This window comes from Haladaptatus cibarius D43 (assembly GCF_000710615.1).
Classification (GTDB): Archaea; Halobacteriota; Halobacteria; order Halobacteriales; family Haladaptataceae; genus Haladaptatus; species Haladaptatus cibarius.
In genome coordinates this window covers 894,222-915,101 of record NZ_JDTH01000001.1, presented here as the reverse complement: position 1 = coordinate 915,101, position 20,880 = coordinate 894,222, and the positions used below count along the sequence as shown (strand labels likewise).

17 protein-coding genes are annotated in these 20,880 nt (G+C 61.0%); 8 read left to right on the top strand and 9 right to left on the bottom strand.

From position 1 onward, the window contains the following. Positions 1 to 46 precede the first annotated feature (46 nt). From HL45_RS04825 to HL45_RS04805, 5 genes are all read right to left on the bottom strand, one after another. Positions 47 to 1,720: a Na+/H+ antiporter NhaC family protein gene (locus tag HL45_RS04825; RefSeq protein ID WP_049969953.1), complete on the bottom strand. Its 1,674-nt coding sequence runs from the start codon at positions 1,718 to 1,720 to the stop codon at positions 47 to 49. A gap of 75 nt (positions 1,721 to 1,795) precedes the next feature. Further along, positions 1,796 to 2,533: an amino acid ABC transporter ATP-binding protein gene (locus HL45_RS04820; RefSeq protein WP_049969952.1), complete on the bottom strand. Its 738-nt coding sequence runs from the start codon at positions 2,531 to 2,533 to the stop codon at positions 1,796 to 1,798. Beyond that, positions 2,530 to 3,363 (bottom strand): amino acid ABC transporter permease, encoded by an 834-nt coding sequence (locus HL45_RS04815; protein ID WP_049969950.1) that lies wholly within the window; start codon positions 3,361 to 3,363, stop codon positions 2,530 to 2,532. The genes HL45_RS04820 and HL45_RS04815 overlap by 4 nt, the downstream gene beginning before the upstream one ends. A gap of 18 nt (positions 3,364 to 3,381) precedes the next feature. Beyond that, entirely contained in the window at positions 3,382 to 4,218 is an 837-nt protein-coding gene (locus tag HL45_RS04810; RefSeq protein WP_049969949.1) for a transporter substrate-binding domain-containing protein, read from the bottom strand. 94 nt (positions 4,219 to 4,312) lie between these two features. Then, entirely contained in the window at positions 4,313 to 4,792 is a 480-nt protein-coding gene (locus tag HL45_RS04805; RefSeq protein ID WP_049969948.1) for a COX15/CtaA family protein, read from the bottom strand. A gap of 325 nt (positions 4,793 to 5,117) precedes the next feature. Here HL45_RS04805 and HL45_RS04800 point away from each other — a divergent pair, with 325 nt between their 5' ends. Then, entirely contained in the window at positions 5,118 to 6,197 is a 1,080-nt protein-coding gene (locus tag HL45_RS04800; RefSeq protein ID WP_049969947.1) for a M24 family metallopeptidase, read from the top strand. A gap of 72 nt (positions 6,198 to 6,269) precedes the next feature. After that, the gene (locus tag HL45_RS04795) at positions 6,270 to 8,528 is read left to right on the top strand and encodes an NADP-dependent malic enzyme (protein WP_049969946.1); all 2,259 of its coding nucleotides are present in this window, start codon (positions 6,270 to 6,272) and stop codon (positions 8,526 to 8,528) included. 679 nt (positions 8,529 to 9,207) lie between these two features. Here the strand turns inward: HL45_RS04795 and HL45_RS04790 are convergent. Together HL45_RS04790 and HL45_RS04785 are read right to left on the bottom strand one after the other, a co-directional pair. Then, complete coding sequence (locus HL45_RS04790) at positions 9,208 to 9,627, bottom strand: hypothetical protein (protein WP_049969945.1); 420 nt, start codon at positions 9,625 to 9,627, stop codon at positions 9,208 to 9,210. A 390-nt stretch (positions 9,628 to 10,017) separates the two neighbouring features. Next, positions 10,018 to 10,650, bottom strand: coding sequence for a ribonuclease HI (locus HL45_RS04785; RefSeq protein WP_049969944.1), 633 nt, complete (start codon positions 10,648 to 10,650; stop codon positions 10,018 to 10,020). A gap of 130 nt (positions 10,651 to 10,780) precedes the next feature. On the opposite strand from HL45_RS04785, the gene HL45_RS04780 reads away from it, so the two are divergent. The 6 genes from HL45_RS04780 (at position 10,781) to HL45_RS04755 (ending at position 17,707) form a co-directional block, all read left to right on the top strand. Then, complete coding sequence (locus tag HL45_RS04780) at positions 10,781 to 12,388, top strand: ABC transporter substrate-binding protein (protein ID WP_233274683.1); 1,608 nt, start codon at positions 10,781 to 10,783, stop codon at positions 12,386 to 12,388. Positions 12,389 to 12,418: 30 nt separating this feature from the next. After that, a complete protein-coding gene (locus HL45_RS04775; RefSeq protein ID WP_049969943.1) occupies positions 12,419 to 13,405 on the top strand; it encodes an ABC transporter permease in 987 nt (328 codons plus the stop codon). Then, positions 13,402 to 14,418, top strand: a complete 1,017-nt coding sequence (locus HL45_RS04770) for an ABC transporter permease (protein ID WP_049969942.1) — start codon at positions 13,402 to 13,404, stop codon at positions 14,416 to 14,418. Before HL45_RS04775 ends, HL45_RS04770 begins: the two co-directional genes overlap by 4 nt. Continuing rightward, a complete protein-coding gene (locus HL45_RS21885) occupies positions 14,415 to 15,617 on the top strand; it encodes an ABC transporter ATP-binding protein (protein WP_049969941.1) in 1,203 nt (400 codons plus the stop codon). The genes HL45_RS04770 and HL45_RS21885 overlap by 4 nt, the downstream gene beginning before the upstream one ends. After that, entirely contained in the window at positions 15,614 to 16,927 is a 1,314-nt protein-coding gene (locus HL45_RS21880; RefSeq protein ID WP_049969940.1) for an ABC transporter ATP-binding protein, read from the top strand. Before HL45_RS21885 ends, HL45_RS21880 begins: the two co-directional genes overlap by 4 nt. A 117-nt stretch (positions 16,928 to 17,044) precedes the next feature. Continuing rightward, positions 17,045 to 17,707, top strand: a complete 663-nt coding sequence (locus tag HL45_RS04755) for an HAD family hydrolase (RefSeq protein ID WP_049969939.1) — start codon at positions 17,045 to 17,047, stop codon at positions 17,705 to 17,707. Here the strand turns inward: HL45_RS04755 and HL45_RS04750 are convergent. Together HL45_RS04750 and HL45_RS04745 are read right to left on the bottom strand one after the other, a co-directional pair. Continuing rightward, positions 17,666 to 19,627 carry a molybdopterin biosynthesis protein gene (locus HL45_RS04750; protein WP_049969938.1) on the bottom strand — a complete coding sequence of 654 codons (1,962 nt, stop codon included), beginning with the start codon at positions 19,625 to 19,627 and terminating at the stop codon, positions 17,666 to 17,668. The two genes, HL45_RS04755 and HL45_RS04750, sit on opposite strands and share 42 nt — an antisense overlap. After that, a complete protein-coding gene (locus HL45_RS04745; protein WP_049969937.1) occupies positions 19,624 to 20,835 on the bottom strand; it encodes a molybdopterin molybdotransferase MoeA in 1,212 nt (403 codons plus the stop codon). Before HL45_RS04745 ends, HL45_RS04750 begins: the two co-directional genes overlap by 4 nt. Positions 20,836 to 20,880: the final 45 nt, after the last annotated feature.

Here is a 20,880-nt window from a genome sequence, read left to right as displayed (position 1 = left end):
GCAGTGGTCGAAAAACAGACAATCGAAAAGCCGCCCAAAACCGATTTCAGTACGGGAAGATGCGGAAGCCCTCCGGAAGCGTAATTCCGAGGAGGAGGAACATCGTGCCCGCAATCGTGGCGCAAATTATCGCGTAGGGAATCTGCGTTTTGACGTGGACGAGGTGGTCGCTCCCGCTGGTCGAGGAGGCGAGAACCGTGGTGTCGCTGATGGGCGAACTGTGGTCGCCGAAGATACCGCCGCTGAACACGGCACCCATGACGAGTGGCAGGTTCGCGCCCGTCGAGAACGCCACCGGAATCGCAATCGGGAACATGATTCCGTAGGTCGCCCACGAACTACCGTCCGAGAAGCTCACCATGCTGGTGACGACGAAGAGGGCAACTGGCACGAGGAAGGCCGGAACGCCGGAGAACCAGTCCGTAACGAAATCGGAGATACCCAGAATCGTCACGGCGTTCTGAATGGAACTGGCGAACATCAGGATGACCGCCGCGAGCAGAATACCCTTGAATCCGCGCGTCATGGCCTCCGTCGCGTCCTTGTTGCTCGGGATGTCGCCTTTCACGCGGTACAGGACGAACGCGACGACCAGCGCGGCGAAGGACGCGAGGCCGAGTCGAACGCCGCCGATGTCGAACGACCACTGACCACCCGCCGGGAGGATGAGTTGGTAGCCGCCGAGCGAGAGCAGGGTGTTCATCTGCGGGGCGGAGACGACCGGATTCGGCCGCCAGAACATCGCACCGAGGCCGACGAGAATCATCGTGGCGATTGGAATGGCGAAGTTCCGCCAATCGGGAGTCGCCGTCTCGGCCATCTCGTACTCGTCCATCTCGCGGGAAATCATGGGGTCGGCGTCCTCGCCGATGACGCCGCCGCCGTTTCTGGCGCGCTCTTCTTCGTCGCGCATGCCGAAGATGTTGGGAACGACCTGCCACGCGACCAGTGCGGCGATGATGAGGGCAGTCCACGAATAGAAGCCGAACGCGAGGCTGTTGAAAAACAGCGGCCAGATTTGGTCAGTTGCGGCCTGCACCGAATCGCCGTTCTGGACGACGTAGCCGCTCATGTCGGACGGGAGCGCGTTCTGCGCCGCGGCCTGTTCGAGGCCGCCCCCGATGAAACCGATGAGCGCGACGCCCCACGTCGAGTAGAAGGCGAGGCGGGCCGCCGGACTTCCGGCGCTGTCAACGTAGTAGGCGAGTTTCGCCCGCGAAATGTTGTATTTGTCAGTTAGCGGGCGCATCATCGACCCGACCACGAGGCAGTTGAAATAGTCGTCAATGTGGATGGCGATACCCGCCAGAAACGCCGCTTTCTCGGCGTCTTCGGGGGAATCTGCCCGTTTCACCAGCGCTTCGAGGACGCCCTGAATCGCGCCGGAGCGAATCATCAAGCCGATCATGCCGCCGATGGCGAAGATGGCGAGCAGAACGTTTTCGACGTACCCCGCGTCGGAAAAGAGTGGAGAGGTTGCGATGATGGTCGGGACGTGTTTCAGGCCGAATATCGCGCCGAGAGTCGGGCCGAACGCTCCGCCAATCATATCCTGTGGGACGCCCGCAGACGCGGGTTTTAGTGCGCCGTACACCGCCCCGGCGCTGGCGACGCCGACGAACAAGCCGATGATAGCGTCACGTGAATACCACGCGAGACTAATCGCAAGGAGGGCCGGGACGACGGACAGCCAACCCGCACTGATTTGGTCGAGAGCCATACCATGTGTCCCGAACAGTCGAATAAATGGGTTTCGACGTGTGGTAACCAATCCCTCGAAATGAAAAATTATCTCTTAGTGGACTCGTGCGAGGAACTGTCTCGCACGGTCGGTTTCCGGATTGGCGAAAAAGTCCCGTGGCGGCCCCGATTCTACGATACGCCCCTCCGACATCAGTACGACGCGGTCGCCGACTTCGCGGGCAAAACCCATTTCGTGCGTGACGACGAGCATGGTCATGCCCTCTTCAGCCAGATTCCGCATGACTTCGAGGACTTCCCCGACCAGTTCCGGGTCGAGCGCGCTGGTCACCTCGTCGAACAGCATGACGCTCGGGTCCATCGCCAGCGCGCGGGCGATGGCCACACGTTGCTGTTGGCCGCCCGAAAGCTGATTCGGATATTTGTGGGCTTGGTCGGAGAGTCCGACGCGGTCTAACATGGCTTTCGCCCACTTTTCGGCGTCGTCGTCCGAAAAGTCCTTGACGACTTTCGGGCCGAGCGCGACGTTCTCCATCGCGGTCTTGTGCGGAAAGAGGTTGAAACTCTGGAACACCATTCCGATGTGTTGACGGAGTTGGTTCACGTCCACGTCCGGGTCGGTGATGGCCTGTCCCTCGATTCGAATTTCGCCGTTTTGAATCTCTTCGAGTCGATTCGTGCACCGAAGGAGCGTCGATTTCCCGCTTCCGCTCGGCCCGACGACGACGACCACTTCGCCGTCATCGACGGCGAGGCTCACGTCTTTCAGGACGTGCGTCTCGCCGAAATACTTGTCAACGTGGTCGAACTCGACCTCGGGGACGGAACTCATCGTTCCGTCCCCCACATCGACCGCGTTTCCATCGTCCGTACCAGTTTCCCGAGCGGGAGCGTGATGACGAGATAGGCGACCGAAACGACCACGATGGGCGTCCACGCGTCGAACGTCGTGCTGTTTACGTTCCGGAAGACGCTGATGAGTTCGGGAATCGCCAGCACCGTCAACAGCGACGTGTCCTTGACGAGGATGACGAGGTCGTTGCCGATGGCCGCCAGCGCGTTCCGCCACGCTTGCGGCAGGATGACGAACCGCATCGAGTCGATGTACGACATGCCGAGCGACCGCGCCGCCTCGGTTTGGCCCTCCGCAACCGAATTAATGCCGCCTTTCACCGCCTCGCCGATGTATGCCGTGTGGTTCAGCGTCAGGCCAATAATCGCCGCGGCGAAACTCCAGTTCTGGAGCGGGAACTCCCCCGGCGGCCAGAACGCCGGAACGCCGAGGTAGATGACGAACAGCTGGAACAGCAGCGGCGTCCCGCGGAAGAACTCCACGTACATCGTGGCGATTGACTGCGTAAACGTCGTATTGGAGACGCGACCCAATCCGACGAGGACACCGAAAAAGAGCGACAGTGCCCCCGCAATCAGGATTATCTGTAAGACGAGAAACAGCGCCTCGACGAACTGCGGCAGAACCGTTATGAGCAGGTCGTAATCCACGAAATCGGTGAGAATCAGGTACAGGAAGAAGGCGACACCGGCCGCAAAGAGGCCAGCAATCGCCATTCCAATCCATCTGACGCGGCGGTCTGTCAGCAACCCCTCCTCGGACTGTCTCGAACGTTCGATTCCCCGGTCTTCGGTGTACGTCTCGGCCATCACGTTCTCCCGTGGCGATTAGCCACTGGTCGTGCCTCCGTCGGTTCCCTCTACTGGCTGGAAGTATTCCGAGTAGATTTCGTCGTAGGTTCCATTCTCCTGAATCGTCGCCAGTGCGTCGTTGACCTGCTGGCGGAACTGGTCGTCGTCCTGCCGGAACGCGATGCCGTATTCTTCGACGGTGAGCGTGTGGTACGGCGGCGCGTCTTCGCCCGTCGCCGCGGAGTCTTCTTCCGCTTCGAGGAAGACGACGTTCTCGTTCTGGTCGGCGAACTCGGCGCTGACCGTATTGTCGTTGATAACTGCGGCGGCCTGATTGTTCCCGAGGGCCGAAAACGCGCCGGGAATCTGGTCGTAACTGTCGATAGTGAGGTTGCCGTTGAACTCCTGTCGCAACTGTTGTGCCGCCTCTTCGCCGGTCGTTCCCTTCTGAACCGCGACCGTCGTGCCCCGCAGGTCTGCGACTTCGTTGATGTTACCGTCTCGCAACACGAGAATCGTCTGATACGCCGTAAAGTACGGGTCGGAGAAATCGACCTGCTGTTCTCGTCCCTCGTTGATCGTCATCGCGCTCATGATGACGCGGAAATTCCCGTTGTTGAGGCTCGGGATGATGGTGTCGAAACTCGTCTGGACGAACTCGTAACCCCTGTTCAGTTGGCCTTGGAAAATCGCCTCGGCGATGTCCACGTCGAAGCCAACGAGTTCCCCACCCGTGGTTCGGTATTCGAACGGTCGATACGGAATGTCGGAACCGATTCTGACCGGGCCGCCGTCCTGAGCGCTCGCGTTCCCGGCGAGCGTCAGGCCAGCGATAGCTCCGCCGGTTCCCCTGAGAAAGGTCCGTCTGTGCATTGTGGTTCTCCCCCGATACTACATGGTCAATCATCGTATAGAAAGCTACTATCGGTTTCTCGACCGATTTCGCTAAAAGTTTCGGCGGGAGCTGTTAGTCGTCCGACGGATAACCAGCGGTCGATTCGCTGGCCGAAGACGCGTTTTTGTCTGGTTCCTCGTAGGCCCACAGTGTCGTCGCTAGCAGTGCTGCGAAGATGACCATCGCGGCGGCGTGGTGAGCCACCTGCGAGGCGGGACCGTAGATGAGGACGGTTGCCCCACCGAGCAGTAGTTGAATGGGAAGGACGACCAGCGCGATGGTGGACGCGACCCGGATACGGGTGCTGTCGTAGTATTTCCACGCGCCGACGGTCGTTCCGAGAATGAAGAAGCCGGTCATCATCGCCACGAGGCGGTGGAACCACTCGATGAAACTCGGAATGGTCTGCGGAAGCAGGCCGCCGTCACAGTACGGCCACTGGGCGCTACAGGATAGCCCCGCTCCTGCCGCGGCGGTGTAGACGCCGAGCAGGATGAGGGCGAACGTCAAACTCGTTGTAAAAGCGGCGAATCGCCTGAATCCAGAACCCATCAGGCGTTCACCTCGATGTCGTGTCGTATCACGGTAATCCCCTTTTCCGTGGGTTAGGAGGCGTCGTACTTAGGTCTGTCCGACTTTCCCGGAAACTGGGAGTCGGGGGAGGAAACGGAAAACGGCTGATGTGAGACAGCAGGGGGCAGGCCGGGGTTCAGCGGGAACCGAACAGGGTTGCGAGGCCACCAACGGGCGGCACCGTGGTGGGCACTCTCCATTTACTGTAAATGAGTAATAAGTTTTGTGGGAATGATATGTCGTCTGACACTGGGCAGGTTTCGAGGGAAACAGGTTGAAGGGTGTCGGGGGCGACGAACCGAGTATGTCGAAACTGGCTCGTCTCGACTTCCTCCTCGACGCGCGCGACCTCCGGTCTGTCTGGTTCGCACGCCCGAACAGTTTCGCGTGGCTCACGGGTGGGAACAACGTCATCGACCGCGAAGGCGACGCGGGGGTCGCCGCGGTCGGCTACGATGGCGACGACTTGCGGGTCGTCACGAACAATATCGAAGCACAGCGCCTTCGAGACGAGGAACTGTCGGACGAGATTCCAGTCAGTGAGTACAATTGGTACGAACAGTCGCTCGCGGAGGCGGTCGAGGAACGGGCGGAAACCCCTGCGGCCGCGGATTTCGACGTTCCGAACGTCGAAGCAATTGATGCCTCGCCACTGCGCCAACCGCTGACGGAGGCGGACATCGACAGCTACCGTTCCCTCGGCGAGGAAACTGCGGCGGCAGTCGAAACCATCTGCCGAGAGTTGGAACCGGAGGATACGGAGCGAGAAATCGTCTCGGCAATTCGCGGCGCGCTCGATTCCAGAGGGATCGAGACGCTGGTCGCACTGGTCGGCGGAAGCGAGCGCGCAGAAAAATATCGCCACTACACGCCGACCGAGTCGAAATTGGGCGACTACGCGCTCGTTTCCGTGACGGCCGAACGGACGGGACTCCACGCCAGCCTGACCCGAACTGTGGCGTTCGACCCGCCGGAATGGCTCGAATCGCGCCATCGCGCCGCCACGAGGGTCGAAGCGACGGCGCTCACGGCGACCCAGCAGGCCGGCATCGAGGAAGGGACAGGAAACGAAGTGTTTTCGACGATTCAGTCGGCGTATGAGGAAGTCGGCCACGAAGGCGAGTGGAAAAAGCATCATCAGGGCGGGGCCGCAGGCTACGCCGGACGGGAGTGGATTGCCACGCCAACGACGGATGCCGAAATTCGGCTTCCGATGGCGTTCGCGTGGAACCCGACGGTACAAGGTGCGAAAAGCGAGGACACCATCCTCGTCACCGAGAACGGGATGGAAATCCTGACCGAAACTGGTAACTGGCCGATTGAGGCGGTGTCTGCGGTCGGTGGCGACGGTGCGATTCCGCGGCCGTCGGTGTTGAACCTTTGATTTCGACGAACGTCGAAGGCAAATTCGACGGATTCGGATAGATTTTTAGCGGAGGGCAGGAAGATAGGGGGCATGGGACTCGACGAGGATTCACTCGACTACCACCGGAACGAACCGCCGGGGAAAATCGAGATTTCGACGACGAAACCGACGAACACACAGCGCGATCTGAGCCTCGCCTACTCTCCCGGTGTGGCCGCACCGTGCGAGGAAATCGCGGCGGACGAGGAGAAGGCGTACAGCTACACCGCGAAAGGAAACCTCGTGGGCGTCGTTTCGAACGGGAGCGCCGTTCTCGGACTCGGTGACATCGGCGCACAGGCCAGCAAGCCGGTTATGGAAGGCAAGGGCGTTCTGTTCAAGCGATTCGCCGACATCGACGTGTTCGACATCGAACTCGACCAAGCGAACCCCGGCGACATCGTACGAACCGTCAGCGCGATGGAACCCACCTTCGGCGGCATCAATCTGGAGGACATCAAAGCGCCGGAGTGTTTCGAAATCGAGGAACGACTCCGCGAGGAGATAGACATCCCCGTCTTCCACGACGACCAGCACGGCACCGCCATCATCAGCGGGGCCGCACTGCTCAACGCGACGGAAATCAACGGGAAGAGTCTGGAGGAACTCAATATCGTCTTCTCCGGCGCGGGTGCCAGTGCGATTGCAACCGCCCGATTCTACGTTTCGTTGGGCGCGCGCAAGGAGAACATCACGATGTGTGACTCCACGGGAATCATCACCGAAAGTCGCGCGAAACAGGGCAACGTAAACGAGTTCAAGACGGAGTTCGCCCGCGACGTTCCCGAGGGCAGTCTCGCAGACGCCCTGAAGGATGCCGACGTGTTCGTCGGCCTCTCTGTCGGCGGCATCGTCAGTCAGGAGATGGTGCGCTCGATGGCCGACGACCCCATCATCTTCGCCATGGCGAACCCCGACCCGGAAATCGGCTACGAAGCGGCCCGAGAGGCCCGCGACGACATGGTCATCATGGCGACCGGACGTTCCGACTACCCGAACATGGTCAACAACGTCCTCGGATTCCCGTTCATCTTCCGGGGTGCACTCGACGTGCGTGCCAGCGACATCAACGAGGAAATGAAAATCGCTTCCGCGCGGGCGCTCGCGGAACTCGCAAAGAAGGACGTGCCGGACGCCGTCGTCAAAGCCTACGGCGACCAACCGCTCCAGTTCGGCCCGGAGTACATCATCCCGAAACCGCTCGATCCGCGCGTGCTGTTCGAAGTCGCCCCTGCAGTCGCCGAGGCGGCCATCGAAACCGGCGTCGCCCGAAGCGACCTCAACGTCGGCGAATACGTCGAAACGCTCGAAGCGCGACTCGGCAAATCCCGCGAGATGATGCGCGTCGTCCTGAACAAGGCGAAAAACGACCCCAAGCGCGTTGCACTCGCAGAAGGCACGGACAGAAAGATGATTCGCGCGGCGTACCAACTGCGCGAGCAGGGCATCGCGGAACCCGTCCTCATCGGCGACCGCGACGAAATCGAAGTCGAAGCGGCAGACCTCGGACTCGACTTCGCTCCCGAAGTCGTTGACCCCGAGAACAGCGACCACGAAGCCTACGCAGACCGTCTGTACGAACTGCGCGGCCGCAAAGGAATCACCCGGAGCGAGGCCGCGGAACTGGTCGAACGCGACAGCAACTACTTCGGGAGCGTGATGGTCGAGCAGGGAGACGCCGACGCGATGCTCACCGGCCTAACCCACCACTACCCATCGGCACTCCGACCGCCCCTGCAGGTCATCGGTACCGCTTCCGACGTGAACTACGCCGCCGGGGTGTACATGCTCACGTTCAAAAATCAGGTCATCTTCTGTGCCGACGCGACGGTGAATCAGGCCCCCGACGAGGATGTGCTGGCCGAAGTGACGAAACAGACCGCGAAACTCGCCCGGCGGTTCAACGTCGAACCGCGGGCCGCACTGCTTTCGTACTCCAACTTCGGCAGTGTGGACAACGAAGGCACCCGCAAACCACGAGACGCGGCACAGATGCTCCGCGACGACCCCGAAGTCGATTTCTCCGTGGACGGCGAGATGCAGGCCGACACCGCCGTCGTCGAGGAAATCCTGAACGGTACCTACGAGTTCTCGGAGTTGGACGAACCCGCGAACGTCCTCGTCTTCCCGAACCTCGAAGCGGGCAACATCGGCTACAAACTCCTCCAACGCCTCGGTGGCGCGGAAGCTATCGGTCCGATGCTCGTCGGCATGGACAAACCAGTTCACGTCCTCCAGCGTGGGGACGAGGTCAAGGACATCGTCAATTTGGCTGGCGTGGCGGTCGTGGACGCCCAGAAAGACGAGTAACTCCCGCGAGCGAAGCGAGCGGCGTTTTTTAGTGGAGATTTTTTGCGCGAGTGGTACCCGCAGTGCCGAAGGCACGAGGACACCCGAGCGGAAAAAAGGTCCAAGCGATATCGTCAATTTGGCTGGCGTCGCTGTGGTTGACGCCCAGAAAGACGAATAGCGCAAACGAGAGAACGCACATCTCGAATTTTCGTCCTTTTTCGTGGAAAGTGCTGTTGTTTTGTTGCTAGGTACTGCCGACTCCTATCATACCGCCACCGCCCCGCTTCGGCCACTCCCTCCCCAACCGACACTTGCGCTCACTTTGTTCGCGCAAGCGTCCCTCGCGCGGGCGAACCGCAGGTTCGCCTGCGCGCGCCGTGTGGAGAAATCGGAATCTCGAACAGACACAAACCACGGTGGCGCGTGCGCCAACAGTCCCGAGGATTTCACATCCGAGAGACTGTCTGGGTTCGCGCGAGGTCTTCGTGAGCGAAGCGAGCGAACGGCTCATCAGAGCGTGCCGCTGATGGTGGATGACCGAAACGAGCGCCAGCGAGTGACGGGAATCGGTTGGGGAGTCGTGTGGCCTGCGGAGGCGGTGCGGTTTCAGTGGAGTCGTGACTTGCAACGAGGTAGCAGAACGCAAAAATCCAACTGTGGAACGAAGGGCGCTGTCCAGTCAAAAACAGAAGATTAGCTACCGAGGACGCCCAGAAACGCGCTCCTTCGAAACCGACTCCGATTCCCCTTCGTCCACCGAATACAGCGGTTTCACGGGAACGATAGTATGCGTCTTTGCAACACCGTCCTCATGCCGCCGCCATTTAGAAGACGAGTGTAAAACGTACTCGTTCGGACAGCGTTCCCGAATTTCGTCCACCAACTCCCTGAATCCCGCAGAGTCGAACCGCGCCTCCGAAACGAAATCCGTCTCGATGACCAGCGAATCCCGCTGTGGAATCCGGTCGAGTCGGCCCTCACAGATTTCCTCGAACTCGTGTGCCAGTTGTGGAAGGCTGGTGTTGAGCGGGAGTTTGACGTAGGCCTGTCTGTAGTCGGGTTGGTCTGTCGTGCGCTTCCAGTACCGCAGTACCGAGTCGAATATCCGCGTGCCCATCGCGTGCCACACCTTGGAGTGCCCACTCTGAGCGACGTTGTAGTCGTTTCGTTGTCGGCATCAGGTCGATTGCTGATATGTAAGTTATAAGGATATAAACCGACACGCAGGAAATACACCGGTATGCAGGAGACACCGAGACGCAGGAGTTTGTTTTCGTCTCGGACGACATTTTTGTTCCCGAAGCTGCCACGAAGGTGAGGCGAGACGTTACTGGCGTGTCTCCCGTCGGTTCGGCAATGTCCGATAGTTCAGACGAGACGGACAGCAACTACCGGTGTGACGCGTGCGGCGCGGCGTTCGACACCGAGGACGAACTCCGGAAGCATATCCACGAGCAAGGACTCGTGGATTGAACGCGTCTAACGGACGCTTCACTCAACCACTTCATCAATCACTTGCATGTCTGTTCGCCCGGGACGGTGGCGGAATCTGCGTTTCGCTGGATTGTGGAACGTCGGGAAGCAGACATCGGTCAGGCTCCCGATTCACGTGGGCGTACTCCTCCGGCGCGTTCGCCAAGGGATGTGCGGGGTTGCGGTCGCTCCGGATTTGGGCGGCCCGGAGTTCGCCGAACCCGGCAATCCGAGCGCGGATGCCGCGCCAGTGGAACTTTCCCGGCGGCGGAACCGAGAACGGTTTCGGCGGTCGCCAATCTATCCGATTGGACGCGAGCACCGCATTGTTGACGTTAGCAGCCAGTTGGTCGTGGTCAACCAGCACACCAACTCGCGCGTCGGGAGGAGCGCGAGCCGCCAACACGTCGAGTCCGAGGTGAAGCGCTCGGTACTCCGCGACGTTGTTGTCCGGAACGTCGTCCGGAATCGAGAGACGGGCGACGCGTTTGCCATCGCGGGTTTCGATGATGACACCGAGTCCGCCCGTTCCACTGTTATGACTGTAGGAGCCGTCGGTTGCGACGTAGAAATCACGATGATGTGTGTGCGGTGGATGGGCGATATGCGGTGTGGGCGACTCGTCGAACAAGTCTCGCAATGAGGGATGTCGGCCGTGAACGGCCATGAAGAACGGTTCGGTGTCTGATTACTTAACTGTGCGGTTATGTTCGGTAGTAAATGTCATGGGATTATTAGACGCGGGGAATGATGACTTGTACCACAGATATATAATGGATTATGCGCCATATCAGGGCATGCCCGACGAACCAATGAATCGGCGGACGTATCTGAAATTTGCAGGTGGCGCAGCGGCGTCGGCAGCACTCGCTGGCTGTACCGGTGGCGACGGAAATCAGGACGGAACGAACACCGGAGACGGCGGAAACGGTGGCGGCGGTGGTGGTGGCGGACAGTCGGGTGACTTCGCGGTCACCATCACGCAGGGCCAGATGCCATCGACGCTCGACCCGCACAACCACCGGGAGACGACGACGGACAACGTGGTTCTACAAGCCTACGAGGGCTTGCTTTCGCGCGACGCGGAAGGGGGAATCACCAACAGTCTGGCGACGGAGTACGAACGAGTGAACGACGGGACGGTGCAGTTCACCATCCGCGACGACGTGCAGTTCCACAACGGCGACGACCTAACGCCCGAGGACGTTGCGTTCAGCATCAACCGCATCGTGCAGTCGGACGTCGGCGGGTTGGAAAGCCCACAGAGCGACCAGCTTTCGGGCGTGACCGGCGCGGAAGTCGTGGACGGCAACGTGCAGGTGTCCTCGGATGGCATCAACCCTATCGTGTTCGCGCTGTTCGCGTCCTACTGTGACATCGTACAACAGCAGTGGATAGAGAACAACAACAGCAACTTCATCGCCAAGAATATGAACGGCACCGGGCCGTTCGAACTGCAGAACTATCGGGAAGACGTTCGTGTCGTCTTCCAGCGAAACGAAAACTACTGGCGCGAACCCGCCGCCGTCTCGGAGTTGACTTTCAACTCCGCGACGGAGTCGAGCACGCGGGTCAATCAACTCATTAACGGCGAAACCGACATCGTCGTCAACGTTCCGCCACAGGATGCAGAGCGTGTGCGAGGGTCGAACAGCACCCGACTCGCCGCGAAGGCGAGTACGCGCGTCATCTACAACGCGATGCGGTACAACGTGGAACCGTTCTCCAGCGCGCAGTTCCGCCGGGCGATGAACCTCGCCATCGACCTGCCGAGCATCATCGACAACGTCCTTTCCGGCTTCGCCGACCCGACCGGACAGCCCACGCTGGACGGGTTCACCGGCTACAATTCCAACGTCAACCCATACGGCACGAACAGACAGCAAGCCGAGCGACTCGTCGAGGAGAGCGGCCACGCTGGCGCGAACATCACGCTTCACACGCCGGTCGGCCGGTATCTGAAGGACGTTGAAATCGCACAGGCAGTGTCCGAGCAGATAAACCAGCTCAGCAACGTCAACTGTTCGGTGCAACAGCGGGATTTCAACACACTCGCGGGCGAGTTGTCCGACGGAAATCTCGACACGAGTCCGAAGTTCTACCTCATCGGTTGGGGGAACGCGACGTTCGACGCCAGCCAGACCATCATCCCACTGCTGACGACTGACGGCGCACTCACCTCCTACAGTAACGAAGAGGTGGACACGCAGATGAACGAAGCCCAAAACATGCCGGACGGGAACGAACGAAATTCCAAACTACAGGAGATGAACCAACTCCTCCACGACCAGGCACCGTGGATATTCCTGAACCGGCAGTACAGCGTCTACGGCGTCAGCGAGCGCCTCCAGTGGGCGGCACGGGCCGACGAACGCATCGAAGCATACGCAATCTCCCAGAACTAGATGTCAGCGTTATCGAAGAGGTGTCTGTAGATGTCGATGGGTCGATTCCTGTTTCGAAGAGGATTACAGGGGATATTCGTCATCTGGGGCGTCGTTACCGTGGTGTTTCTCCTTCGATTCATCACGCCCGGCAACGCGATTACGTTTATCGCACCGTTAGACGCGAGTCCGGAGTTGAAACAGCGAATCGCGGTCGAACTCGGGCTGAACAAACCGATGTACGTCCAGTATTTCGACTATCTCGCCCGACTCCTTCAGGGCGACATGGGATATTCGTACATCTCGGGAACACAGGCGAGTACGCGAATCTTCAACCGTCTTCCAGCCACGTTGGAGTTAGCAGTCGCGGCGAGCCTCGTCGCGGTCATCATCTCGATTCCGCTCGGGGTGCTAAGCGCAACGCGACGCCACGAACCGGCCGACTACGCAGCCACGACGTTCTCGCTGGTCGGTATCAGCACGCCGAACTTCTGGCTCGGCATCATGCTGGTGCTCCTGCTCGCCGTCGGCGGGCCGCTTCCGACGAGTCAACGCGGAATCGGACTGGTTCCCGCAGTGGAGATGCTGTTCACCAGCGGGAACGTGAACGGACTGGTAACGTGGCTGAAGCACATCTTCCTTCCGGCGATAACGCTCGGGACGTACTTCACCGCGCTCATCACGCGCCTGACGCGGAGCGGCATGTTGGACGAACTCGGGAAAACCTACATCCGCGCATCGCGGGCGAAGGGCCTCCCGGAGACGCTGGTTCGGTACAAACACGCGCTGAGAAACACCTTGATTCCCGTCATCACCGTCCTCGGATTGCAGTTGGGGACGCTCATCGGCGGGGCCGTCATCACGGAACAAGTGTTCGCGTGGCCCGGACTCGGCACCCTCATCATCAACGCCATCAACGCACGTGACTGGCCGCTGATTCAGGGGTCGCTCATCGTCGTCGGTACCGGGTTCGTCGTCCTCAACATCTTCGTGGACGCGCTGTACGCCTACATCAACCCACAGGTGGTGTACGAATGATTTCGCCGCGCACGCTTCGGAACCTCAAACGCGAGTACAGACAGAGTTTGCTGGCCAAAATCGGTATCGTCGTCGTCGTCACCGTCATTCTGATTGCGGCGTTCGCACCGCTTTTGGCACCGCACAATCCACACCGACAGAATTTGGACGACTCCAATCTGCCGCCGTTAGGATTCAGCAAACAGACGACTGAAACGACCACCCAAATGGTCGATGGAGAGATACAAATCATCAACAACACGACGTACGTCGAAGCACAGTCGGCCCACCCGCTGGGAACTGACCAACTCGGACGCGATATGCTCTCGCGGGTGATTTACGGGGCGCGAACCTCGCTCCTCGTCGGCCTGTTCGGAACCATGCTCGCCACGCTAATCGGCGTCACAGTCGGTCTGGTCGCGGGGTACTACGGCAAACTCGTGGACGACGCGCTGATGCGGAGCGCCGACATTATGTTGGCGTTTCCGTCGCTCGTGTTGGCAATCGCGCTGGTCGGCCTGTTCCAACGCGCGGTGTTGACCATCCCCGACCCGCTCGTGGCGTTAGGGGTCGTCTCCGGAATGCCCGCGCAAATCGCGCTTCCGGGAACGGTCATCCTCGTCGTCGCGCTCGTCAACTGGGTGTGGTTCGCCCGCGTGTCGCGCGGTGAGGCGCTGACCGTCTCGGGTGAAGAGTACGTGAAAGCCTCTCGCTCCGTCGGGGCACCCGACTCGTTCATCCTGCGCAAACACATCCTGCCGAACAGCGTGACGCCGATTATCGTGTTGGCGACCATCCAAATCGCGGCCATCATCCTGCTCGAAAGCGCGCTGTCGTACCTCGGCTTCTCCGGGGTGAGCCTCTCGTGGGGCTTCGACATCTCACAGGGACGGGATTATCTCGCAACCTCGTGGTGGATTTCGACGGTTCCCGGCGTGGCAATCGTCATCACCGTCATCGGAATCAACCTCGTCGGCGACTGGTTGCGCGATGCGCTTGACCCCGGTATCGAAGGCGAAGGAGGTGGCGTATGAGCGACCTGCTTCGCGTCCGCGACCTCTCGTCGCGCTTTTTCACGGAGAAAGGACAGGTCAACGCCTGCGAATCGCTGAACTTCGACATTCGAGAGGAGGAAGTGTTCGGCGTCGTCGGCGAATCCGGGTCGGGAAAGAGCGTCGCCGCGCTGTCCATCATCGACCTCGTGGAATCGCCCGGCAAAATTACCTCGGGGGAGGTCTGGTATCGCAATCCGACGCTCGCCGAGGAGACGAAATCCGACCGGCCGGAGGCAGTTGACGGCGAGTTCGTGGACATTCGACAGTTGACGGTTCGGGAACGACGGGCCTTGCGCGGCCCGTCGTTCAGCATGATCTTCCAAGACCCGATGAGCAGTCTGAACCCGTCGATTACGGTCGGCGAACAGATTGCAGAAGCGGTCGAAGTCCAACAGCGAGCGCGGTCGAACCCGCGTTCGACGCGCTCGCGGACGCAAGGCTACGGACTGGCCAACCTGATTTCGAGCGCCGTCCTCCCGTCACAGGATTACGTCAGCGAGGAAAGTCACGCGAAAGCAGTTTCCCTGCTGGAGCAGGTCGGCATCCCCGACCCCGCAGACCGCGCCGAGGAGTATCCACACCAGTTCTCCGGCGGCATGCTCCAGCGGGCGATGGTTGCTCAAGCCCTCGCGGGCGAACCGGATTTGCTCATCGCGGACGAACCGACGACGGCGCTCGACGTGACGATTCAGGCCCAAATCTTAGACCTTCTGCGCGACTTGCAGACGGAAACAGGCATGAGCATCATGCTCATCACGCACAACCTCGGCGTCGTCGCCCGGATGTGCGACCGCGTCAGCGTGATGTACGCCGGGGAACTGGTCGAACGCGGGAGCCTCGAAGACGTGTTCGACAGACCGGTGCATCCCTACACCAAGGGACTGCTGGGGTCGCTTCCGGATCTGGAAGACCCCGCGCCGCGACTCCAACCAATCGAGGGGAACGTCCCCGACCTGCTGGATTCGGAGATGGAAGACCGATGTTACTTCGCCGACCGCTGTCCGAAGGCAATGGAAGAGTGTCTCTCCCATCCGTCGATGGACGATGCGGGCGGTAGCGACGAACACGAAGCGCGCTGTGTGCTCACGAAAATGGAGTACGACGAATCTCGCGCGCTGGCGAGCGACCGGTTTGAACGAAACTCGGGAACTGCCGAAAACAGAGGTGAAACCAAATGACTGACCCACTCCTTCGCGTCGATAGTCTTCAAAAGTACTACTTCGAGCAGGACACGCTGACCGACCGCCTGTTCGGACGGGAGCCGAAAAGCGTGAAAGCAGTCGATGGCATCTCGTTCCACATTCAGGAGGGCGAAACGCTCGGTCTCGTCGGCGAGTCGGGGTGTGGAAAATCGACGACCGGCGAAACCCTGCTGAGCCTGCGCGACCCGACCGACGGGCGCGTCGAGTTCGACGGCCAGAACGTCTACGAGATGGACGATTTGACCGAGTTCAGAAAGCGCGCGCAGGTGGTCTTCCAAGACCCCTTCTCCAGCCTCGACCCGAGAATGACGGCGGGAGAAATCATCCGCGAACCGCTCGACGTTCACAAAGTCGGCTCGCGGGACGAGCGCAGGGAGCGCGTACAGGAACTCATGGAGCGCGTCGGTCTTTCCGCGGGACAGATCGACCGCTATCCGAACGAATTTTCGGGGGGTCAGCGCCAGCGAATCGGGATTGCCCGGGCGCTCGCGTTGGAACCCGATTTCATCGTGCTGGACGAACCGGTTTCTGCGCTAGACGTGTCGGTGCAGGCGCAGGTGTTGAACCTTCTGCAAGACCTGCAGAACGAGTTCGGCCTCACGTATCTGTTCATCGCGCACGACCTCTCCGTGGTTCGCCACATCTCAGACCGCGTGGCGGTGATGTATCTCGGCGAAATCGTGGAGGTCGGGCCGGTTGACGAAATCTACACCGACCCACAGCACCCCTACACGAAAGCACTGCTGGAGAGTGTTCCACGCGCGGACACGAGCGAGCAGGAGCGCGAAATCCACACGCTTTCGGGCGACGTGCCGTCGCCGCGAAATCCCCCGTCTGGGTGCCATTTCCGAACGCGATGTCCGAACGTTATTCCGCCGCAGGATGTGGAGATTCAGCAGTCTGCCTACCGCGAGGTGATGGATTACCGCGAACGACTCGAATCGGACGAACTCAGCGTGGACGGTGTGCGCGAACTGGCCGCTGGCCCGGAGGAAAATCCGGCGGAGTTGGACGACGAGACGCTCAAGACCGAGTTGTGGAACGAACTGTTCACCCATCAACTCGAAGGCGGAAATCGGGCCACCGTCGCGGAGTCGTTTGACCGAGTCGTTTCCGGCGACCGAGACGGTGCAATCGAAGTGCTTAGAAAGCGGTTCGAAAGCGTTTGCGAGCGAAAACGGCCGGTGCTTCAAAACCGTGACCATCCCGCCGCGTGCCACCTCTACGACCAACCGGAGTCGGCGCAGGCGGAGTCCGAGCGCGGAATCGAATCGTCCGCAGACTGACTGAACGGGCGACAACTACCCCGATTCGGTCGGTTTTTCGAATCGTCTTTCTGTCGGATTCAGCGTCGATGTCGGACGAAGAGTTATAAGCGAAGAGGCACTACTATAGAAACCCCAATGGTCGCCGGCGAGTACGATTTTTGGCTTCTCGATTTGGACGGGACGCTCATCGACATCGAACCAACCTACGTCGAAACGGTATTCGACCGCGTGAGCGACCGCCTCGGTCGCGAGTTTACGGAGTACGAATCCGAAATCATCTGGCACGGACTGGGCGGGTCGCGAGACGCACAACTGCGCGAGTGGGGCATCGACCCCCCGAACTTTTGGGAGGCATTCCACTCGATAGAAGACCCGCAACTCCGCGCCGAGCATACGTTTTTGTACGACGACGCCGCGTTCGTCGCCAACTTGGACTGCCCGGTCGGATTGGTCACGCACTGCCAGCAGTTCCTCACCGATCCCGTCATCGACCGACTGGGAATTCGGGACTGGTTCGACACCGTCGTCTGCTGTGACGAGCGATTAGGATGGAAACCCGACCCCGCGCCAATCGAGTACGCGATGGCCGAAATGGGCGTCAGGCAGGGTGGTCGCGGCGTTCTAGCTGGCGACGGTTCCAGCGACATCGGCGCGGCGTGGAACGCGGGCCTAGATGCGATTCACGTCGAACGACACGACCCACATCGCAGAAATCAGTGCGTGCTGGGCGACTACCGCGTCAACACCTTCGACGAACTATGGTCGAACGCCGGGCAGGTCGCCGAGTACACCGACTAACTCCGAATCGAGCGCAGTCCGTAATTCTGCCATCCCGTCCTTGCGTTCGCGTGCTGGATTCGCCAGCACGCGAACGCGTTCTTCGCCGAGCGGGACGAATCCCAAATCCAGTTTTTCGGCCGTCGAGCGCAGACCGAGTCCGGCGTCGGCGAATCCGGCGGCGACTTTTCGGGCCGGACTTTCGTGGGCCTTGACCGTCATCTCGAAGCCCGAGATAGATTCGACGAGTTCGTGTCGGGTCGTTCCGCGCTCCTCCGCGAGGTCAGCGACGGCGTTGCCGAGCGTCGTCCGCAGACCGGAGTCCGTTCCACGATTGATAAACGTGAGGTCGCGTTCGACCAAATCGGCGAGTCCCTCGATTTTCTCGGGGTTTCCAGTCGGGACGACCACTCCCCACTCGCGAGAGTAGGACGCGAGTTCGGTGTCCTCACTCGCATCCGTCGGCGTCTTCGATTTCTCATCGGATGACGAACGTCGTTCGTCACCCGTTGCCACCGCGAAATCCGGCACGCCGTTTCGGAGTCGACGGAGGCCTTCCCGGCTACCGAGCGCGAGGTAGCGCGGCGAGTCGAGTTTGTCGAGGAGGCGCGAGAGCGCGGGGTCGTCCTCGCCGACGCCGAAGACGGACGGCGGGCGCACGTCCGGCGAAAACAGTCGTACTTCGACCGACTCGCCTTCCGCGAGGTAGGCCGTATCTGGTTCGACGGTCACCACGCCGTCGGCTTCCACGAGGCTGGTCGTCGCGCCGCTTCCCTTGTCAACCGGGTAGGCCAGCACGCGACCGTTTTCATCTTCGACTAACCCGGTTGGCATGAGTCGCATTCTGCCCTCCCCGTAGCGCTCTTCCACTGCCATCCGAGCCTCGATGGTGGCCGTAGCGGGTTCCGAAAGCCCCGCCGCGTTTCGAATCGCTGGCGCGACGAAGGTTCGGAAGATGGTCAGCGCGGAGACGGGATACCCCGGCAGGCCCACGTAGGCGGAATCCGGAAACCGCCCGATGAGCATCGGTTTACCGGGTTTGACCGCCACGCCGTGTAACAGGAGTTCTCCTTGGGATTCGATGACGCGGTAAATCACGTCCACCGCGCTGGCGCTGGTGGAACCCGACGAAAGCACGAGGTCGCATTCTTCTTCGGCCTCCAACAGCAACCGTTCCATTTCGTCGTAGTCGTCGCCTGCGTGGGGGTAGAGAATCGGTTCGCCGCCCGCCTCCTCGACTGCCGTGGCGATGGTGTAGCTGTTTACGTCGTAAATCTGGCCGGACTGGTCGGACAACGGATTTCCGGGCCGGACAAGTTCGTCTCCGGTCGAGATGATGCCGACTTTGGGTTTTCCACGAACCGGAACCTCGTCCACGCCGAGCGCGGACAACAGGCCGATTTCCCGCGCCGTGAGTCGCGTTCCGGGGCCGAGAGCGCGCTGTCCCGCAGAAACGTCCGCGCCCGCGAGCATGACGTGGTCGCCGGGCGCGAGCGACGTGCGGATTTCGACGCGGTTCGCGGCTTCACCGCTCGCTCGTTCCGAGTCGCGTGGCGACTCGTGTTCATCAGTCCGTTCGACCATCACTACCGCATCCGCCCCCGGCGGCATCACTGCCCCCGTCGAGATTTCGACTGCTTGGCCCTCACCGACTTCGACAGTGGGTTCCACTCCTGCGTGAACTTCCCCGACGAGATCGAGAATCACGGGGTCGGCTTCGTCCGCGCCGAAGGTGTCCCGCGCCTGCACCGCGTAGCCGTCCATGCTCGCGCGGTCGAATCCCGGCACGTCGCGGTCGGCGTCCAATCGCTCGGCCAGCACTCGCCCTCGCGCGTCTTCGAGCGAAATGCGCTCGGTTTCGGGCGTTAGGTCGAGCGACGCGATGGCTTCGCGGGCGGCGTCTGGTTCCGCGAGGTCGCGGAACTCCTTGCGGTCGCTCATGCAGACCACTCCCAGTTGGTGACGGAAACAGTCTCGCCTTCCGGAATCCCCTCGCGTTCTTCGGGCACTTCGACCCATCCGTCAGCCAGCGCGACGCTGGAGAGCACGCCGGAACCGCTTGCGCGCGTCGGAGTCGCGGTTCCGTTTTCCATCGTGACGCGGACGAACGACCGGATTCCGGGTTCGCTCCGGATTTTCCTGCTGAGTTCTGCGGTCGTCGTCGGGAAGGAATCGACCGGGAGGTGACCCGCCCACTTCATCGCCGGACGGAGGAACTGCATCGCGTTGATGATACAGGCGACTGGATAGCCCGGAAGCAGTACGATTGGTGTTTCGTCCACGACGCCGAGGGCGACCGGATGGCCCGGTTTGAGGGCGACACCGTGAACGAGAACCTCGCCCAGTTCTGCGACGACTTCGGGGAGCAAATCGCGCTCGCCGACCGACGAACCGCCGGTCGTGACGACAACGTCGTGGTCGAGGTTCGATTCGATAGCCTCGCGGAGCGCGTCTTCGTCGTCGGTGACCACGTCGTGGTAGGTCGCCTCGCCACCCCACCGTTGGACGAAACGCGAGACGGTCAATCCGTTCGTTTCGACCACCTCGCCGGGTTCCGGGTCGGATTGAACCAGTTCCTCGCCGGTCGGAATCACGGCGACTGTGGGCCGGTCGTACACCGTCAGTTCGCGGATGCCGACCGATTTCAGCATGCCGAGGTCGGACGGTCGGAGTCGGTGGCCGGGTTCGTAGAGCGACTGTCCTTTCTCTACGTCCTCGCCGATTGGGGCAACGTTTTCGCCCTCCGCGACGGCGTCGAAGATTTCGACGTCTTCGCCGAATTTCTCTGTCTGTTCTATCATCACCACGGCGTCAGCGCCCCCGGGAAGTTCGCTTCCGGTGTGGACTCGAACGGCGGTTTTCGGGCCCATCTCGTGCTCTTGCCGGAGAATTTCGGGTGACCGACCGCTCGCGCCGAAGGTGTCCTGCGCTCGCACCGCGAAGCCGTCCATCGCGGCCCGCGGGTAGTGGGGAACGTTTCGCGGGGCGACGACCGCCTCGGCGAGTATCCGCCCGTCTGCCGAACCGACGGGGACGGATTCGGTGCGGTCGTGCCCGGAAACCGACTCGCGGAGTCGCTCGCGGGCGGCCGACACGCGAGTCGTCTCCTTGAACCCGGACTGTTTTCTGTCCGGCTGGTGGTCGCTCATGTTCGTCCGTTCGAGTCGCCGGGCAAAAAGGAAGCGGGGAACACT

What these genes read in the sequence shown, in the direction of transcription:
- HL45_RS04825 (WP_049969953.1), bottom strand. Translation starts at nt 1,720, where the DNA reads ATGGCTCTCGACCAAATCAGTGCGGGTTGGCTGTCCGTCGTCCCGGCC.
- HL45_RS04820 (WP_049969952.1), bottom strand. Translation starts at nt 2,533, where the DNA reads ATGAGTTCCGTCCCCGAGGTCGAGTTCGACCACGTTGACAAGTATTTC.
- HL45_RS04815 (WP_049969950.1), bottom strand. Translation starts at nt 3,363, where the DNA reads ATGGCCGAGACGTACACCGAAGACCGGGGAATCGAACGTTCGAGACAG.
- HL45_RS04810 (WP_049969949.1), bottom strand. Translation starts at nt 4,218, where the DNA reads ATGCACAGACGGACCTTTCTCAGGGGAACCGGCGGAGCTATCGCTGGC.
- HL45_RS04805 (WP_049969948.1), bottom strand. Translation starts at nt 4,792, where the DNA reads ATGGGTTCTGGATTCAGGCGATTCGCCGCTTTTACAACGAGTTTGACG.
- HL45_RS04800 (WP_049969947.1), top strand. Translation starts at nt 5,118, where the DNA reads ATGTCGAAACTGGCTCGTCTCGACTTCCTCCTCGACGCGCGCGACCTC.
- HL45_RS04795 (WP_049969946.1), top strand. Translation starts at nt 6,270, where the DNA reads ATGGGACTCGACGAGGATTCACTCGACTACCACCGGAACGAACCGCCG.
- HL45_RS04790 (WP_049969945.1), bottom strand. Translation starts at nt 9,627, where the DNA reads ATGGGCACGCGGATATTCGACTCGGTACTGCGGTACTGGAAGCGCACG.
- HL45_RS04785 (WP_049969944.1), bottom strand. Translation starts at nt 10,650, where the DNA reads ATGGCCGTTCACGGCCGACATCCCTCATTGCGAGACTTGTTCGACGAG.
- HL45_RS04780 (WP_233274683.1), top strand. Translation starts at nt 10,781, where the DNA reads ATGCCCGACGAACCAATGAATCGGCGGACGTATCTGAAATTTGCAGGT.
- HL45_RS04775 (WP_049969943.1), top strand. Translation starts at nt 12,419, where the DNA reads ATGTCGATGGGTCGATTCCTGTTTCGAAGAGGATTACAGGGGATATTC.
- HL45_RS04770 (WP_049969942.1), top strand. Translation starts at nt 13,402, where the DNA reads ATGATTTCGCCGCGCACGCTTCGGAACCTCAAACGCGAGTACAGACAG.
- HL45_RS21885 (WP_049969941.1), top strand. Translation starts at nt 14,415, where the DNA reads ATGAGCGACCTGCTTCGCGTCCGCGACCTCTCGTCGCGCTTTTTCACG.
- HL45_RS21880 (WP_049969940.1), top strand. Translation starts at nt 15,614, where the DNA reads ATGACTGACCCACTCCTTCGCGTCGATAGTCTTCAAAAGTACTACTTC.
- HL45_RS04755 (WP_049969939.1), top strand. Translation starts at nt 17,045, where the DNA reads ATGGTCGCCGGCGAGTACGATTTTTGGCTTCTCGATTTGGACGGGACG.
- HL45_RS04750 (WP_049969938.1), bottom strand. Translation starts at nt 19,627, where the DNA reads ATGAGCGACCGCAAGGAGTTCCGCGACCTCGCGGAACCAGACGCCGCC.
- HL45_RS04745 (WP_049969937.1), bottom strand. Translation starts at nt 20,835, where the DNA reads ATGAGCGACCACCAGCCGGACAGAAAACAGTCCGGGTTCAAGGAGACG.